The organism is Eubacterium segne, from assembly GCF_014287775.1.
Classification (GTDB): Bacteria; Bacillota; Clostridia; order Lachnospirales; family Lachnospiraceae; genus Eubacterium_G; species Eubacterium_G segne.
Window position 1 is genome coordinate 103,250 of sequence record NZ_JACOOZ010000010.1, and the last position, 16,878, is coordinate 120,127.

Genomic DNA, 16,878 nt, shown 5'->3' on the forward strand with positions numbered 1-16,878 from the left:
TGTAAATGCAGTATAGGGAAAAAATGGGAAAATGTAGTGTAAATGCAGTATATGAAAAAAATGGGAAAAATGTAATAAAAATGTAGGAAAAGAGATAATTTGAGAGGCGTCTGTGTCAGAAAATGGCATGAGCGTCTTTTTATTATTGTTAAGGAAATGCCGGTGGGATTGCCGGTAGTGGCGTGAGAGCAGGTGGGCGAAGGAATTAAATTACTAAGTTTACAATAAAACAAATTTAGATTGAAAAAATTAATGTAATTGTTGGTGGGTGGGGGGAGGTTATATGCGATGAAATCGTGGATTTTACAATAAAACAAATTTGATTTGAAAAAATTAATGTAATTATTTGTTGCGAAGGGGTGTTGAAGGGAATGAAATCACAAATTTTACAATAAAAAAATTTGAATTTAAAAAATATCCTGTACATATCTAGGAACAAGCACTTTTTAGGCATATAGATTAGCAATAATTACAATAAAATATAAACAATTTGAAAAAAATCCTGTAGGGTTGAAGGAACCACGGAAAAACCGAACAAAAGTTCCTTCGCAAGTCCTTTTTAATGGACAGCTTGGATGATAGGATTTAGGTATGATAAAAATATAAAATATAAAATTTTTAGGAGGTAGGAGAAATGACAGAAATTATAACAATAATATTAACAATTGGAGTGGGTTACGTTATGGGACATATCGAGGAGATTTATTTCTGGCTACACGAACCGGAGCAGCCGGAAGATACAGAATTTGATATAAATCAGCAATTTCTTGATATAAACAGGTATGGCAATGATTATGCTAAACGTAAATATATTCGTGGTGAATATTTTATAAAAAAGGATAAAAAGAAGTAATGACGAAATATGGGGAGTAGAGAATAAAAATATAGAAGAAAACAAAAAACTAATTTCCAATCGCAAGAAATGACAGAGAGGTGGATATCATGCTAACACATCATTCCATGATTGAATCCGGGGCGTGGCGTATATAGTAACATGACTTATATGGCTATCGATTGGAGCAATAATAATGTTGATTTGGTTATTTCATTAATGGAGAAAGTGAGGTACAAGAATATGAAAAAAGAGGGATATAGCAGACCGGGATTATTTGGAACTGTAAATCATTAAATCAGAAACAAATAACCTTGATAATTCTTTATTATAGGAGGTATAGCGATGAGAGATTGGATGGATTTAAACGGCGATGGCGAAATAGATAGCTCAGAAATGATGTTTGCAGAAGAAATGCTTTGCACCAGCAGGGAAGAGCATGAAGCATTATTTGGAGATGCTGGGGACTTTGAAGATGACACTAAGGATGATTTAGAGATTGATGCTATGGCAGCAGGACTTGATATTGGTGAATTAGAACTTATGGATTCAGATGACAGGGCAGAGGCATTGGAAGAAGCAGGATTGGATCCGGATGATTATGATTTGGACTGAGATTTGGGTAAAGAAGGCTGATTTGTATGAGAAAGAATTCATTTGGACAGGGACTGACAATATTTTTTGTGATAATAGGTGTTCTGTTTGTAATAGGCTCAATGGATGAAGCAATGGATGAGTATGGAGAAGATGGGGAAAGCCGATAAGGCGAAAGGAAAGGTGGTGTCTGTAGTTAATGGTGGAGTAGTGTGTAGGATTATTGCTACTGTTTTAGGTGATACAACAGATAAGTAGAATAAAAATATAAAATTTTTTAGGAGGTAGAAGGATGGCGTTGTTTGATTGGAATCATAATGGCAAAAAAGATTTTATGGATGATTATATTGAATATAACATTTATAAAAGGAATCTGGAAAGAATAGAAGCACAGAAAAATGAATATGGAAGTTACAGTAAAAGAACTACAAAATTTAATAATGACACAGAAAAAGAAAATTCATATTCAAGTTCGAATAAAAGCACAAGCATGGCTGACAAAGTCCTAATTACAATTGGAGCAGTTGCAGCTGGAATATTGTTCATAGGTGTAGTAGCCAATTTTAATATATCTTCTTCAAGTCAAGATAGGAGTTATGGGAGTTATAATAGCAGATACAATAGTAATTATAATAGTAATAATAATGTGTTGAGCAGGGAAACGGAAGAAAAAACAGAAATGGAAACATCAGGATACGAAAAAAATACCTACAAATATAGCAATTATTCCAACAAAACACACAATAAATCTAATAAAGTCTATGATAAATATAATGTTAGAGATTACAGTAACGCAGAGGATTTCTATGAGGACAATTACGATGATTTTGACGGAGAAGAAGATGCAGAGGATTATTATGATGATGTTATGGCGGAATATGGGGAATAGAGGGGAAAAAGTAAAAAATAGTTTTAAAAGTATTAATATGTATGATATAATGGAACCAGATTTTTTGAGCGGATAGCATAAAAAAAAAGACTTTAAAAGTCTTTTTTCTACCACACAATGTGGACCTTACGGCGATTTCGGATAAATCCTTATTTGAACTCACCTTGTAATTTGTAATTACATTATAACAAAATTTTATAGAATGTCAAGAGTAGGAGGGAAAAACTATGGCATATGAAAGATACTATTTAGGTTTGGACATGGGAACATCATCCTTAGGATGGGCAGTTACAAATGAAAAATATCAGTTATTGAGAAGAAAAGGTAAGGATCTTTGGGGCGTTCGTTTATTCAGTGAAGCAAACACAGCAGCTGATAGGAGAAGTCATAGAACAGCTAGACGAAGATTACAAAGAGAAAAAGCAAGAGTAGGATATCTACGTGAATTATTTGCTGAAGAAATAAATAAGATTGATCCGGGATTTTATCAAAGATTAGCTGATAGTAAATACCATAGAGAAGATAAAGAGAGTAATCAGCCTTTTGCGTTGTTTGCAGATACCGGATATACTGATAAGGAATATTATCATGATTATCCGACTATATTTCATTTAAGAAAAGCACTGTTAGACTTGAATAATACAGGAAAAGAGTATGATGTTAGATTAGTTTATCTTGCAATACTTAATATGTTTAAACATAGGGGACACTTTTTGAATGCAAATTTAGATGAAAAAAGTGGAAGTGATTTACATAAGAGTGTTGAACAATTAAATATATCAATGTTGGATATTCTAGGAAAAAGACTTGAAGAGGTGGAACAGGAAAAACTGGAAAACATTTTATCATCAAAAAATTATTCCAACACAGCCAGATTAGAGAAACTTATAGAGTTATTCCAATTGTCAAAAAGTAAAAATAAGCAGGAAGTAGAAATTTTAAAACTAATATGTGGATTGAAGGGTACACTTTCAAAGATATTTGAAAACGGAGATTTTAATGAAGATACAGTTAAAATGTCTATATCTTTTAGGGATGCAAATTATGAAGAAAGCATAACGGAAGTAGAAAGCATTTTAGCAGAAGATGAATTTGAAATGCTACTAATTGCAAAACAGATTCATGATTGGGCAGTTTTGGCAAATATAATGTCCGGAGAAGAATATTTGTCCGTTGCACGAGTAAAAGCATATGATAAACATAAAAAAGATTTAGAAGTCTTAAAAAGGGTGCTGAAGAGCAATTCAATGGATAGCTATAAGAAAATGTTTAGAATTATGGAGGACAATAATTATAGTGCATATGTTGGCTCTGTTAATTATAAGAACGAAAAAGTAAGAAGGGGAGCAAAGCATGACACAGACGAAATCTTTAAGAAAATGAAAGCGATAGTTAGTGGATGTGAAGATTGCGAAGAAAAGAACTATATATTATGCGAACTGGATAAGGGAACATTTTTGCCTAAACAAGTTACATCTTCAAATGGAGTAATTCCAAACCAGGTACATAAAAAAGAATTAAAACGAATAATCGAAAATGCTCAGAAGTACTTGGAATTTCTAACTTATAAAGATGAATCAGGATTGAGTGTTGGAGAAAAAATAATTAAACTTTTTGAATTTCAGATTCCATATTATGTAGGACCTTTATCATATAAAGTTGGTGAAAACGAAAAAATGGGGAAAAGAGGAAATATGTGGTCTGTTAGAAAAGAGAGCGGTGCCGTGTTACCGTGGAACTTTGAACAGAAAATAGACATAAAAAAATCAGCTGAAAAATTTATAAACAATTTAACAAATCATTGTACATATTTAAATGGCGAAACAGTTTTGCCTAAAAATTCGCTATTATATGAAAAATATATGGTTCTTAATGAACTTAACAAGTTAAAAATAAATGGGGAGGGCATTAGTGTAGAATTAAAGCAAAATATTTATAATGATTTGTTTAAAAAGGGAAAAAGAGTTACATCTAAAATGTTGGTTAAGTATTTGAAGGACATAGGTGAGGTTGATGCGAATGACAATCCGGAAATATCAGGAATAGATGGGGACTTTACAAATAGACTGGCAAATCACAAAAAGTTTTTTGAAATTTTTGGTAAAGATAATCTAACGCAGGAACAAATTAATATAGCAGAAGATGTTATTTTCTATTCAACAGTATATGGCGATTCAAGAAAATTCCTTTCTGAAAAAATACGTGAAAAATATCAGAATATTTTGGATGAAAGTCAAATCAAGAGAATTTTAGGAATGAAATTCAAAGATTGGGGAAGATTTTCGAGACAGTTATTAGAACTAAATGGAACAGACAAGCAGACAGGAGAAGTTTCATCTATTATTTCAAAAATGTGGAATGAAAACTACAATTTTATGGAATTAATGGCAGAAGATAAGTTTACCTATTCAGAAGAAATTGAACAACGGGTAAAAAAGATTGAAAAAACACTCTCAACGATGGAATATTCAGATTTAGATGAGTTGTACATATCAGCACCGGTTAAAAGAATGGTGTGGCAGACAATATTAGTTCTTAAGGAATTAGAAAAAGTCATGGGATATGGACCGGACAAAATTTTTGTCGAAATGGCTAAAGGACCGGGAGAAAAGAATCAGAGAAAGGACAGCCGAAAGAAGAAATTTTTAGATTTGTACAAACAATGTCAAAAAGAATCACGAAATTGGAAAAGTGAACTTGAGGCAACAGAGGAGTCAAAATTTAAAAGTAAAAAATTGTATTTGTATTATACACAAAAAGGAAAGTGTATGTACTCAGGAGAAAATATAGAGTTAACGGATTTATTTAACGATAATTTATATGATATTGATCATATTTATCCAAGACATTTTATTAAAGATGATAGTATTGAAAATAATTTGGTTTTGGTAAAAAAGACACATAATGCCCATAAAAGTGATACATTTCCAATTGAAGAGAGTATAAGAAGAAATATGCATTCAATATGGAAAATGCTTAGAGATGGTAATTTTATTACAGAAGAAAAGTACAAGAGATTAATGAGGAATAATGAATTTACTGATAAGGAGCAGGCAGAATTTATTAGCAGACAGATTGTAGAAACTAGACAAGGAACAAAAGTCATAACGGATTTGTTCGAAAAAACGTTCCCTCAAAGTGAAGTTATATATGTTAAGGCAGGGCTGGTCAGTGATTTCAGACATAAATATGGGTTCTTAAAATGCAGAAATATAAATGATTTTCATCATGCAAATGACGCATATTTAAATATTGTTGTGGGAAATGTGTACAATACAAAGTTTACTAAGCATCCTATAAACTTCATTAAGGATTATAAACGTGATCCGGAGAAATATAAGTATCACATGGATAAGTTATTTGAATATCCGGTTTCAAGAGGTGAAGAAAATGCATGGATTACGAAAGGTGGAGAAAGTTTTAAAATGGTTAGAAAAATGATGGCTAAAAATACACCTTTAGTAACTAGAATGAACTATGAGGAACATGGCGGAATAGCAGATCAGACTATTTATAGTGCAAAAGAAGCTTCGAAGGTTAATGGTGATGGATATATTTCTGTAAAAAGTAGCGATGAAAAAATAAGTGACACATGTAAATATGGTGGAATGAAAAAATATAAAGGAACATATTTTGTTCTGGTTGAACATACGGAGAAAGGGAAGAGAGTTAGGACACTGGAAGATATACCTTTATATCTTAAGGAACAGTTGGATAGCAGGGAAAAATTACAACAATATTTTAAAAAAGAAAAAAGATTTAGATATGAAAATCCTGTTGTAATATATAATAGGATAAAGCGGCATTCCTTAATTAAGGTTAATGGATTCTATTTGTATCTTACAGGAAGAACAGGAAAGCAATTACGGGTATTGAATGCAGTGCAGTTATCGTTAGACGCAAAGATGGCTCGTTACGTTAAATGGATTACAAAGGTAAATGACGAGTACCAATCTGAGGCACAGTATGATGAAGATGAAAAGATAACAAGGGAGAAAAATTTGGAGTTATACGAGGTACTAAAAGATAAGCATATGAACAAAATATATAGTAAAAGACCTAATGCAGTTGGCTCTAAACTGAATGGGGGGACAGAAAAGTTTTCTGATTTACCTTTAAGCAGACAGGTGTATGTGCTTTTACAAATTATTCAGTTGTCACAATTAATTAATGAGGGAGTGGATTTAAGGGAAATTGGGGGTTCAAAAGCCAGTGGAACTTGTAAAATTAGTAAAAAAATATCAGGAAATGATGAGTTCAAGTTAATTAATCAATCCGTAACGGGTCTTTTTGAAAACGAAATAGATCTGTTGACGGTATGAGTTGGAGAACAGTCGTAATATCAAATAATGCTAAACTTGATTATCAGATTGGATATCTGGTAGTTAGGGGAGAGAGTACTACCAAAATTCACTTAAATGAGATAGGAACATTGATTGTTGAAAGTACAGCAGTGTCAATGACTTCCTATCTGTTAAGTGAATTGATAAAAAATAAAGTAAAAGTTATTTTTTGTGATGAGAAAAGAAATCCAATTTCAGAATTAGTTTCATATTACGGTAGCCATGATACAAGTGCGAAAATCAGAAAACAGATGGAATGGACAAAAGAGGATAAAGCACTTATCTGGACGGAAATCGTTTCAGAAAAAATAAAACAACAGGCATTGTTACTGGAACGTTATGGCAAGAATGAAGCAAATATGTTATATGGTTATATGTCAGAGGTAGAGTTTGGAGATATTACGAATAGAGAAGGACATGCAGCTAAAGTGTATTTCAATGCTTTATTTGGAAAGAGTTTTACAAGAACAGATGAAATACCGACAAATGCGGCTTTAAATTACGGTTATAGTATTATCTTATCACTTTTTAATAGGGAGATAGTTTCATCCGGATATTTAACACAGATAGGACTGTTTCATGATAATATGTTTAATCAATTTAATTTGGCATCAGATTTTATGGAACCATTTAGACCATTAGTTGATGAAATGGTGGTTGAATTAAAACCGAATTGTTTTGAAAAAGATGAAAAACATAGAATGTTGGGACTTTTGAATAAAGAAGTTGAAATAGCAGGTAAGAGGGAAATCCTGGGAAATGCAATAAAAATATATTGCCGAAGTGTATTTGATGCGTTAAATGATAGAGATATTTCGCAGATAAGGTTTTATTTTAATGAGTTATAGATATATGAGAATTATAGTAATGTTTGATTTGCCAGTGACTACAATAAGTGATCGAAGAGCATATACACAGTTTAGAAAATATCTGATAAAGAATGGATTTCTAATGTTGCAGGAGAGTGTATATTGTAAGTTAGCACAAAATTCCACGGCAGCGGATTTGATAACTCAAGGTGTAAGAAAGAACAAACCTCCATCAGGATTGGTTCAAACTTTGAAAATTACAGAAAAACAATTTTCCAGGATGGAATATATTGTAGGTGAGCGTAAAAATGAGGTTTTAGATTCTGATGAGAGGGTTGTGATTTTATGAGATTGGTTAATAGCAGATATGGAATTAATATTGAATTTAGAGAGAATGAAATAAATACGTTGATTGTGGAAAAGCCGGAATTTCTTACCGACGTGGTTCAAAATATTATGAAACAAATAGAAGGGGAAGAGGGAGATTTTGTTCTTTCAGACAACACAAGCATAAAGATTGATAAGGATGTTGTATTTATTGTTAATCCGTTTGCCATTGATTTTAATAACAAAAAAATAATAAACAGATTATATGAGCAGTTATCTGATGTTGGAAATGATTATATACAAGAATATAATCAGATAAATAGTAGTATAGTAAATACCTTGGACAAAATAACAAACCAGGTTTCGTATAATAATATTACATATAATTTGGAATTCGAATGGAAATCGTTGTATAAGCTGTATAATGTGAGAATTGATGATAATTGTAGTTCTTTGTTCGAAAGAATTGATGAGTACATAAAAATATTGTCAAATGTGTATCATTCCAGACTAGTAGTTTTTTTAAATCTAAAGGATTATTTGAGTATGGAGCAGATTCAAAATTTAAAACAAAGTTGCTTTTATTATAAGATGCACGTGTTGTTAATAGAAAGTGTGGAAAGATATAAATCAAATCAAGAAAACATATTTGTTATAGACAAAGACAGGTGTTTGATTGTAAAATAAATGTTAGCAAAGTTATAATACTACCAAGTATATAGGTTCGGTGATGACAATTTGAGGTTTGAGAACCTTGTAATTTTGTAAGAGTGTAAAACATTTTCTGTAATGATGAAATAACTCCGCTTGTTTGAGAACCTTGTAATTTTGTAAGAGTGTAAAACAGGACACTTAAAGATTTAGCAAGTTGCGATGTTTGAGAACCTTGTAATTTTGTAAGAGTGTAAAACCGAACCATCACCAGCCCCAACAACAAGCAGTTTGAGAACCTTGTAATTTTGTAAGAGTGTAAAACAGCATAAAGGAAACGAAAATTGCCGTAAATGTTTGAGAACCTTGTAATTTTGTAAGAGTGTAAAACATTTTAAATTTTCTTTTAGATATAATTCTGGTTTGAGAACCTTGTAATTTTGTAAGAGTGTAAAACACTGACAGATGGAGAAAACCTATGTTTGAAGTTTGAGAACCTTGTAATTTTGTAAGAGTGTAAAACTGCAAATAGAACCATTTTGAATGCTTTTCCGTTTGAGAACCTTGTAATTTTGTAAGAGTGTAAAACAAGCATTAGAGGAAAAGACAAGACACACAGGTTTGAGAACCTTGTAATTTTGTAAGAGTGTAAAACAACTAAGCCAAACAACGGACTATATTTTTTGTTTGAGAACCTTGTAATTTTGTAAGAGTGTAAAACAACAACAAATTCAAAAATGCATTTAGGCAAGTTTGAGAACCTTGTAATTTTGTAAGAGTGTAAAACCGAAATGGCGTGTATGTTTTCAATGGTAACGTTTGAGAACCTTGTAATTTTGTAAGAGTGTAAAACACCTCGGTCGTTGCATCCTCAACGGAATTTTGTTTGAGAACCTTGTAATTTTGTAAGAGTGTAAAACTGTAAAATTTATTTCTCGATTGATTTATTTGTTTGAGAACCTTGTAATTTTGTAAGAGTGTAAAACTCAAAGTTGTATAAATTTCTGTCGTGTCTGTTTGAGAACCTTGTAATTTTGTAAGAGTGTAAAACTGTGTGTATGGCATATCTTTAACTTCCTTAGTTTGAGAACCTTGTAATTTTGTAAGAGTGTAAAACAAAAATTGATGCTGATTTGAACACTTTAGAAGTTTGAGAACCTTGTAATTTTGTAAGAGTGTAAAACCAGGATAATAATCCTCTTCATCATCAACAGGTTTGAGAACCTTGTAATTTTGTAAGAGTGTAAAACCAATTTGGATGCATAGGTGGTTTATTCTTGGTTTGAGAACCTTGTAATTTTGTAAGAGTGTAAAACCTAAACTTTGTTATTTTTTGTTTAGTGGACGTTTGAGAACCTTGTAATTTTGTAAGAGTGTAAAACGGAGAAAATAACGATACAAGTACCAGAATAGTTTGAGAACCTTGTAATTTTGTAAGAGTGTAAAACCAACGGATGAATCGACTTGGGAAATGTTGAGTTTGAGAACCTTGTAATTTTGTAAGAGTGTAAAACTCTCCACTGCCTCCGAGACTACCAGATTGCGTTTGAGAACCTTGTAATTTTGTAAGAGTGTAAAACGTAACATTGTTAATATTACCTTCCATCATTGTTTGAGAACCTTGTAATTTTGTAAGAGTGTAAAACTCATAGTATATCATTAATTGGTACATCTGGGTTTGAGAACCTTGTAATTTTGTAAGAGTGTAAAACTTGCAGGAGTAAGAATCCTTTAATGTGCGCGTTTGAGAACCTTGTGATTTTGTAAGAGTGCAAAACAATTAAAGCCGGGAATTGATGCAGGTGGTGAGCTTGAGAACCTTAAGTTATCATAAAACGAATAATAAACGCTTGTTTGATGTATGAGGGTTTTAGTACCTGAAAGAATCAAGTTATTGTAAAATATTTGCAGTATCTCGTGAGGGTGATGATGACGGAGCTATGATTGTATGCAGAGATGTTGCAACAATAGCATTGTGGTTATGCTGATAACAGTAATATATATGATGATAGGTTGGGAAAGTTAGTGCTTAAATGATGACGGAATTTATTGAACAGAACAAATAACTGAAGAGAATACTAGCCGGTATTGAGTTAGTAGTTTAATCTACCAATTTCTTTTTCTCCTTATTCTCTTGTGATTGTTTTTTCGAAAAACAATCACAAAAAGAAAGGAGGATACATGAATAGTATCACAGATTTATTTGACGATTATGTATCAAAAGAGCATTTTAGCACTTGGAAGAATTAAGTTATCGCAAAACAATATGCTTAGAGATGCATCAGAAGTAACAGAAGAAAAAATAAAGGAAAGTATTTGATTGGGGCATCAATAAGGGTAAGTGAATCGAATAATGCATTGGAGCTTTATGAAGTGTACTGTGTAAAAGAAGGAGCGATTGATACATCATCAATCAGGTCCTTCGATACAAAAGTATCTTCTCCTGAAGTACCAAGTGCTCCTTCAATACTGAGTTTATTAAAAAAAGTTAGTGAAGTCAACATAGATGATAAAATTGAGAATAGACATCAATGCCGGAAAGATATCTGAAACGGAAGGTCATAACATAATGATATTAACTCTTTCCCATGAACTTACTCATTATGCGGAGAATTTCGTCCATAAGGAGTATGCAGACTTGCAGGAATTTGTCTTTGATGTACTTTCAAAGAATACAGGTAAGGACATTAAAGAGCTTATAGCAGAGGAAACGGAACATCAGAGAAGACAGAACCGGGAACACGGAACGAATATTGAAGTGACAGAGAGCAGGGCCAAGAGTGAACTTGTGGCAAGAGGCTGTGAACTGGTTCTTACGGATGCGGAAACAATCAGGGAACTGGCAGAAAGAAACCGTGGACTTTTTGGAAAAATCAAGGCGAAGATAATTGAGTTTACAGACAGTATCATCAATGCATGTAAGGAAATATTGGGTAAGGATGGAAACATCAAAAACGACGTAATTTCTAAGGAAGCAATGCAGATGAAGGAGTATGCAGAAAAGCTAAGGACATTGTGGAATGAGGCTGTAGGTGCAGCAGGAGAGAGTAATGCTGTAAAGAGTGAGAAGAACAGTGTTTCAGGCGGTGTTCGTGAAATGATACGGTATGATTCTGATAATAATCCATTTGTGGAAATTGACAAAGATATTTTTAAAGGAGTAACTAATAAAAAAGAACGAATAAAGTTGGTCAAGGAAGCAATAAGAGATAGTTTTTCGACTGGAATTGAAATTGATGAAGGAAATGTCTGGTCCAGTGGAAAAACTAGAAAAGAATTTACGGATTCAAAATACAGCAATTGGCTGAAAAGAAAGCACAAGATTATATATACTAGAAAATTGCGTATGGCGGGTAATGCTGATGAAATAGTAAAATCTGTAAAGAAATATTCTTATGAGACGCCTTTACACCCGAGAAAAGATAATTTAATTGGTTTTTATAGAGGGGATACAAAAATAAGGATAGGAAAATTTGACTATACCGCAGATGTGATTTTAGCATTAGATAGTAGCAACAAAATGTATTTTTACGACATAATAAATATAGAAAATACAAAAATAGAAGAGCCGACCGAACCTGGTTCTCAAATGAATGAGAATAACAAGAGACTAGTCAACTCTTCTATTAATAGTATATCCCGAAATTCAGAAAATGACAACAATATTTTAAAGCAGGATAGAAATACAGATGTTATAAAGAAGGCTGCAAATAAACTGGGAGTGTCAGAAAGATTTTTAGAATCAAATCTTGAAGGACGAAGCAGGGAGAGTGCAGTTCAATATTTAAGGTATAACAATCAGGTTAAAAACAGCTTTATTTCAGAAAAGGAATTAGAAGTAATACCGGTACTTAAAGAGCCAACATCAAGCTATGGAATGAGTGATAACATAAAGGAATTTGTTCGTGACAACAATATTTCATACAAAACATTGTCAGAAAATTCCAGGTTAAGGGAAGAATATGCAAAACTGATAGAATATTCAAAAGATGGTTTAGGAAAGAAATTTCTTGAAAGAAGGGCACAAGATAAAGCTCAAGATTATAAAAAGGAAATTGACGAGTGGTATAACAATACAACTAAGGAACAGAGATTGAAAAGTCTTGGAAGATTTTTGATTGAAAGAACATCTGATGTGTTAAAGTCTATAAACGTAAAAGACTATAATATATATTTTGGAAAATCAAAGATACAAAAGATATTAAATAAGCATCAGGATATGGATATAGAATTTATAAAACAGGTACCGGAAATATTGGAAAAACCAATTATAATAATGGATTCAGTTACCAGAAGTGATAGTTTAGTAATTTTGGGAAACCTAATTTCTAAAGAAGGCGAACCCGTTATAGTTTCGTTACTGGTTGATCCTAAAAACAAATCTGGAATAATACAGGACTTTGGAATTATAACAAGTGCGTATGGTAAAAATTTGAACAATTTACAAAAATTAATAAATAATTCAAATATAAGATACATTGAGCCTGACAAAAAAAGAACCAATAAATGGTTGTCAGTACTCAGGCTCCAATTGCCATCATCTACAACCAAATATGGTTCTGTAAATAAGATAACAAATGCATATCAAAATGTCAATGACTTTGCGTTTATGGATAAAAAAGGAGCCTTAGTGGTAGCCAATGCTAAAAATAACCCTGACCAGACATCCGTAAATGCGCCCCTAAAAGACTCCTTTAATGAGAGTATATTTCAAAATAGTGAAAAAGGCAATGACATCTTAAAACAGGACAGCAACATTTTGTATTCATATGGAGGACGAAATTCTAACAATGTGGATTTGCGGGAGTTGCAAAGAACTAATGAGATGGAAAAGGAAGGTGAGAGTTTTGAAGATATATTTAAGAAAACAGGTTGGTTCCGTGGAATTGATAACATATGGAAATATGAAATTGATGATTCTAAAATGACGTTTAACAGAAGAGGACATTTAAGCCTGAAAGATAATCAGGACTACAGACGTTATGAAGAACTGTCAGAACAGGTTGATAAAATTTTGAATAAACAGTGGGAAGGATTAAATGCTTTATATGCGATAATGATAATTTGTCAATAATTGTAAGCGTAAGAATTGATGGAAATGGCGTATATGAATTAAAGCAGGTAGCCTCTAATTTCATAACGGGTATGTATGGAAGAAAAGGAATAGCTGCGTTAATAGACAGAGCTGCTAAAGATAACAAAATACTATATATAAACAATAAAAAAAGCCATAACATATTCTCGTTGGCAAGGGTACAATTCCCTTACTCGCTGAATAATTATGACTTTGACACCATAATACACAAGAGCAGTTATATTGTCAATAATAAATCGGCAGAAAGTGAAGACATTCGCTACCAGGCCAGAATAAATGCCATAACAGATGCAGAGAGCATGACACAGGATAATGGAATAGCAAGTTACACGGAAGAAAGATTGGAGGACTTGTATACAGATTATGCTGCCATGAACGAAGATTATTCACAGGCATATCTGACCAGACTGTCACCGGAAGAGTTTTTGAAACTTACCACAGAGGATGATGATGCGTATAACAGAATAATAAGTGAGTCAACCAATCTGGATAAAGAGAAGTTAAGAAATAACAGTCAGCCAATATACTTAAGAATATATGATGATGGGGAGGTTAAAGGACACGAGGGCAGACATAGAATGGCAGCCCTGATGGATGCAGGAATTACAAGTGTAAATAAATCGAAATTTAGAGATATAAACACAGTTGTTCAAAAAGCGGTTGATATTTTAACAAAATATCCGGGTGTTGAGTACAGGGGAAAAAATCCGGTAATTACAAATTTGGATACAGGAGATAAAGTTCAAGTAACTAAAAAATCATTAAAACACGGAATGCGTATGGGACATTCAGAAGCAACAATATTTGTAAGCTTAAATATAGGTGATGACATTAAATATGGAATCAAGGTTAATGAAGCAATAGGAAATAGAAATAATGCTGACAGTTCATATGTTTTGATGGGATGTATGATGGATGAAAAAAACAATAACTATTATTATCGCATTGTAGTAAACAGATACGATAGTAATAGAATTGGAGATTATTATATAGATGATATGTATGCTGTAAAAGCAAAAAAAGAAGAGACATTTACGGCGGTAATGCCGACAAGGGTTACAGCTAATGCTGATGCCTCCAACATCTCTTCTAACATTAAAGTATCAGACTTTTTAAATGAAGTCAAGGAATACTATGGCGACAGTTTATCAGAAGATGTAAATAATCATTTGGGTAGATTAAGAGAAAAAAGTGATATAGAGGGACTTTTATATCAGAACAGGGCAATAGATATGCTTGTTAAGAAGATGGAAAAAGACAGTGGAACTAATGTAAGCAGTGATGTATTGCATAAGAAATTAAAAAAGGCATTTGAAAATGCAAGAATCAGGCTTATGAGGATGGAATGCCAATGGAGAGAGGTTGGAATGAATTAATCAAAAAGCACAGCAAGGAATTTGAAGTATTTATTTCATAAAAATCGCTCTTATAGTCCAAATTTATTTGCAGATTTTTTATAACATCTGTATTTCTATCCTTTCTATCCTGATTTAAGATGGCATTGTTTTTTCATTATTTTGAGATATACTTCTATTAAGAGGAGAAGCAAGAGCGTTTCGGACGTCCAATCTAGGGGCTTGTACATCTAGAGCTTGCGTAACTCTTTTTTCTGTGTAACCTGACACAACTCATATTTTTTTTTAACGATCTTGTAAATTTCGTAAGGGTGTAGAAATGACATTGCCATTCCTTGAATGCTCTCAAGGTTCACCCCTCATAATCCTAAAAATTAACATAATAGTATTGTTATATGCGCATCATTATCTATATTGATTTAAACAACGCCACAGACAAGGAAATCTTTTGATATAAGAAAAATATGAAAATTTATTATTGAACATAATAGGTGAAGACTACTAGCCGGCATTGGGTTAGTAGTTTTTTATTTGAACGAAAATAGATACAAGGAACAAAATTCCATCTTCACAACAAACATCCGTTCCTTCACAAGTCCTTTTTAATGGACTTAAAAAATGCTAATGTTTATGTAAGGTAAATTTATAATCTTCAAATTTTACTACTAATTAATCTTTATTAACTTTTACTAAATTTAAACGGAGGTGGCATTTATGCATATTTTAGCTTTTATATTGATGCTTGTAGTTGGTTCAATAGTGGCGGCAAGCAATGGGGATTTTTCAGGGTTGATAGGAATAGGAAAAATTGTGGGAGGTATAATATTTGTCTTTGCACTTATGTGGCTGTTACTTCACCCGGTTTTACTGGTAATTGCAATTTTTATTTTAATTATGTTTGTTGAGGTTTGTTTAAGAAACAAATAAAGTTCATTGGCTAAATTAATATGAAACTTTATAAGATAAGGAGGCTCACATGAGTACAGATTTACTATATTACATTATGGATTACAGCGAAAATTATTACCGGGTAAATAAAGAGGAACAGTTGGTGGTGGCAGCAGGTAAAGAAGAAACTACAGTTTTCACATTTTCTCAGGCAAATAGCAAAATATCCGTTGGGAAAAAAATCATCTTTTTATCGTATGATTCCGGTGGAAGGGAAAAATGAATCGTTAGATTATGAGAAAACTGAGGTTCAGTACAGTGGAAATGAGGAAACTTATGACTTTGTTCAGGAAGATATTTCACTGGCAAAAAAACTTACCAGAGACGAAGTTCATTGTAGTATAACCAAAAATCCATCTTCCTATGATTTGTCGGAAATGGATTGGGAGGAATATTTAACACATTTTGCATATGAGGCTTCAAATTTAACTGATTACAAAGATGAATTAACAAAAAAGCAGTCAGAAGTAGACCAAAAGATTTGTGATGTTTTGCATTATATTGGATTGTGTGAAACAGATGACAATGAAGCAACTGATCTTGTGGAGCTGTTAAGGGTTTGTGGTGAAAACCGTCGTGAAATAAAGGATGAATTGTTTGAAAACAGCAATATGCATAAGGCGAAAGCGAATACGAACACAACCAATGAAGTGAATGAAAATAGGAGGAACTTAACTGTATGTATGCTTTAACGGATTACATAGATTGTGAAGCATTAGCGGACACATGTGAGGAAAATTTAGCGGAAGTTGAGGATATTATGAATGTAAAAGAGAATGATGATGGTCTGGTTGTTGCAGAAAATCAAGAAGTATAGAAATGCTGACTTGTAAAAGTAAATTCCGTATGAAAGACTAAATTCCACCCACTGTTAAAAATCAACCTAAATTTAAAAGTTTTTGGTTGAATAAAGGGTAATAAGTGTTAAAATTTAAGTACATTTTTCTTTAAATCTGAAAATCAGGGCATAGAAAACAGACCTCTGGAATTCTTGTGTGAAAGATTAAATTCCACAGGTCGGTGTGAGAAATGTGA

Annotated in this window: 15 protein-coding genes and 1 CRISPR repeat array; all 15 genes read left to right on the plus strand. The window is 32.5% G+C overall.

The features are described from left to right. The first annotated feature begins 634 nt into the window (after positions 1-634). Positions 635-853 carry a hypothetical protein gene (locus H8S00_RS12710; RefSeq protein WP_118590130.1) on the plus strand — a complete coding sequence of 73 codons (219 nt, stop codon included), beginning with the start codon at positions 635-637 and terminating at the stop codon, positions 851-853. 150 nt (positions 854-1,003) lie between these two features. Next, entirely contained in the window at positions 1,004-1,129 is a 126-nt protein-coding gene (locus tag H8S00_RS13990) for a hypothetical protein (RefSeq protein ID WP_279220127.1), read from the plus strand. Positions 1,130-1,177: 48 nt separating this feature from the next. Next, entirely contained in the window at positions 1,178-1,447 is a 270-nt protein-coding gene (locus H8S00_RS12715; RefSeq protein ID WP_118590132.1) for a uroporphyrin-III methyltransferase, read from the plus strand. 26 nt (positions 1,448-1,473) lie between these two features. Beyond that, positions 1,474-1,596 carry a hypothetical protein gene (locus tag H8S00_RS13995; RefSeq protein WP_279220128.1) on the plus strand — a complete coding sequence of 41 codons (123 nt, stop codon included), beginning with the start codon at positions 1,474-1,476 and terminating at the stop codon, positions 1,594-1,596. 122 nt (positions 1,597-1,718) lie between these two features. Beyond that, on the plus strand, positions 1,719-2,315 hold the full coding sequence (locus tag H8S00_RS12720) for a hypothetical protein (RefSeq protein ID WP_118590134.1): 597 nt from the start codon (positions 1,719-1,721) through the stop codon (positions 2,313-2,315). A gap of 227 nt (positions 2,316-2,542) precedes the next feature. Continuing rightward, positions 2,543-6,637, plus strand: coding sequence for a type II CRISPR RNA-guided endonuclease Cas9 (gene cas9 / locus H8S00_RS12725; RefSeq protein WP_118590136.1), 4,095 nt, complete (start codon positions 2,543-2,545; stop codon positions 6,635-6,637). Further along, positions 6,634-7,506 carry a type II CRISPR-associated endonuclease Cas1 gene (cas1, locus tag H8S00_RS12730; protein WP_118590138.1) on the plus strand — a complete coding sequence of 291 codons (873 nt, stop codon included), beginning with the start codon at positions 6,634-6,636 and terminating at the stop codon, positions 7,504-7,506. Before cas9 ends, cas1 begins: the two co-directional genes overlap by 4 nt. Before the next feature lie 4 nt (positions 7,507-7,510). Continuing rightward, the gene (cas2, locus tag H8S00_RS12735) at positions 7,511-7,816 is read left to right on the plus strand and encodes a CRISPR-associated endonuclease Cas2 (protein ID WP_118590140.1); all 306 of its coding nucleotides are present in this window, start codon (positions 7,511-7,513) and stop codon (positions 7,814-7,816) included. Beyond that, positions 7,813-8,481: a type II-A CRISPR-associated protein Csn2 gene (csn2, locus tag H8S00_RS12740; protein WP_118590142.1), complete on the plus strand. Its 669-nt coding sequence runs from the start codon at positions 7,813-7,815 to the stop codon at positions 8,479-8,481. Before cas2 ends, csn2 begins: the two co-directional genes overlap by 4 nt. A 56-nt stretch (positions 8,482-8,537) precedes the next feature. Continuing rightward, positions 8,538-10,223: direct repeats of the CRISPR family, unit length 36 nt; unit sequence GTTTGAGAACCTTGTAATTTTGTAAGAGTGTAAAAC. A 728-nt stretch (positions 10,224-10,951) separates the two neighbouring features. Then, positions 10,952-13,519, plus strand: coding sequence for an LPD23 domain-containing protein (locus H8S00_RS12745; RefSeq protein ID WP_118595016.1), 2,568 nt, complete (start codon positions 10,952-10,954; stop codon positions 13,517-13,519). Further along, a complete protein-coding gene (locus tag H8S00_RS12750; protein WP_147365690.1) occupies positions 13,471-14,916 on the plus strand; it encodes a hypothetical protein in 1,446 nt (481 codons plus the stop codon). Before H8S00_RS12745 ends, H8S00_RS12750 begins: the two co-directional genes overlap by 49 nt. Before the next feature lie 693 nt (positions 14,917-15,609). Further along, positions 15,610-15,822 (plus strand): hypothetical protein, encoded by a 213-nt coding sequence (locus tag H8S00_RS12755; protein ID WP_118590150.1) that lies wholly within the window; start codon positions 15,610-15,612, stop codon positions 15,820-15,822. A gap of 49 nt (positions 15,823-15,871) precedes the next feature. After that, entirely contained in the window at positions 15,872-16,066 is a 195-nt protein-coding gene (locus H8S00_RS12760) for a hypothetical protein (RefSeq protein ID WP_186840668.1), read from the plus strand. Continuing rightward, complete coding sequence (locus H8S00_RS12765) at positions 16,041-16,535, plus strand: hypothetical protein (protein WP_186840669.1); 495 nt, start codon at positions 16,041-16,043, stop codon at positions 16,533-16,535. The genes H8S00_RS12760 and H8S00_RS12765 overlap by 26 nt, the downstream gene beginning before the upstream one ends. Continuing rightward, complete coding sequence (locus tag H8S00_RS12770; RefSeq protein WP_158576906.1) at positions 16,523-16,660, plus strand: hypothetical protein; 138 nt, start codon at positions 16,523-16,525, stop codon at positions 16,658-16,660. The genes H8S00_RS12765 and H8S00_RS12770 overlap by 13 nt, the downstream gene beginning before the upstream one ends. Positions 16,661-16,878 lie beyond the last annotated feature (218 nt).

What these genes read in the sequence shown, in the direction of transcription:
- H8S00_RS12720 (WP_118590134.1), top strand. Translation starts at nt 1,719, where the DNA reads ATGGCGTTGTTTGATTGGAATCATAATGGCAAAAAAGATTTTATGGAT.
- H8S00_RS13995 (WP_279220128.1), top strand. Translation starts at nt 1,474, where the DNA reads ATGAGAAAGAATTCATTTGGACAGGGACTGACAATATTTTTTGTGATA.
- H8S00_RS12745 (WP_118595016.1), top strand. Translation starts at nt 10,952, where the DNA reads ATGATAAAATTGAGAATAGACATCAATGCCGGAAAGATATCTGAAACG.
- H8S00_RS12765 (WP_186840669.1), top strand. Translation starts at nt 16,041, where the DNA reads ATGATTCCGGTGGAAGGGAAAAATGAATCGTTAGATTATGAGAAAACT.
- H8S00_RS12755 (WP_118590150.1), top strand. Translation starts at nt 15,610, where the DNA reads ATGCATATTTTAGCTTTTATATTGATGCTTGTAGTTGGTTCAATAGTG.
- H8S00_RS12770 (WP_158576906.1), top strand. Translation starts at nt 16,523, where the DNA reads ATGTATGCTTTAACGGATTACATAGATTGTGAAGCATTAGCGGACACA.
- H8S00_RS13990 (WP_279220127.1), top strand. Translation starts at nt 1,004, where the DNA reads ATGGCTATCGATTGGAGCAATAATAATGTTGATTTGGTTATTTCATTA.
- H8S00_RS12710 (WP_118590130.1), top strand. Translation starts at nt 635, where the DNA reads ATGACAGAAATTATAACAATAATATTAACAATTGGAGTGGGTTACGTT.
- cas2 (WP_118590140.1), top strand. Translation starts at nt 7,511, where the DNA reads ATGAGAATTATAGTAATGTTTGATTTGCCAGTGACTACAATAAGTGAT.
- H8S00_RS12760 (WP_186840668.1), top strand. Translation starts at nt 15,872, where the DNA reads ATGAGTACAGATTTACTATATTACATTATGGATTACAGCGAAAATTAT.
- csn2 (WP_118590142.1), top strand. Translation starts at nt 7,813, where the DNA reads ATGAGATTGGTTAATAGCAGATATGGAATTAATATTGAATTTAGAGAG.
- cas1 (WP_118590138.1), top strand. Translation starts at nt 6,634, where the DNA reads ATGAGTTGGAGAACAGTCGTAATATCAAATAATGCTAAACTTGATTAT.
- H8S00_RS12715 (WP_118590132.1), top strand. Translation starts at nt 1,178, where the DNA reads ATGAGAGATTGGATGGATTTAAACGGCGATGGCGAAATAGATAGCTCA.
- cas9 (WP_118590136.1), top strand. Translation starts at nt 2,543, where the DNA reads ATGGCATATGAAAGATACTATTTAGGTTTGGACATGGGAACATCATCC.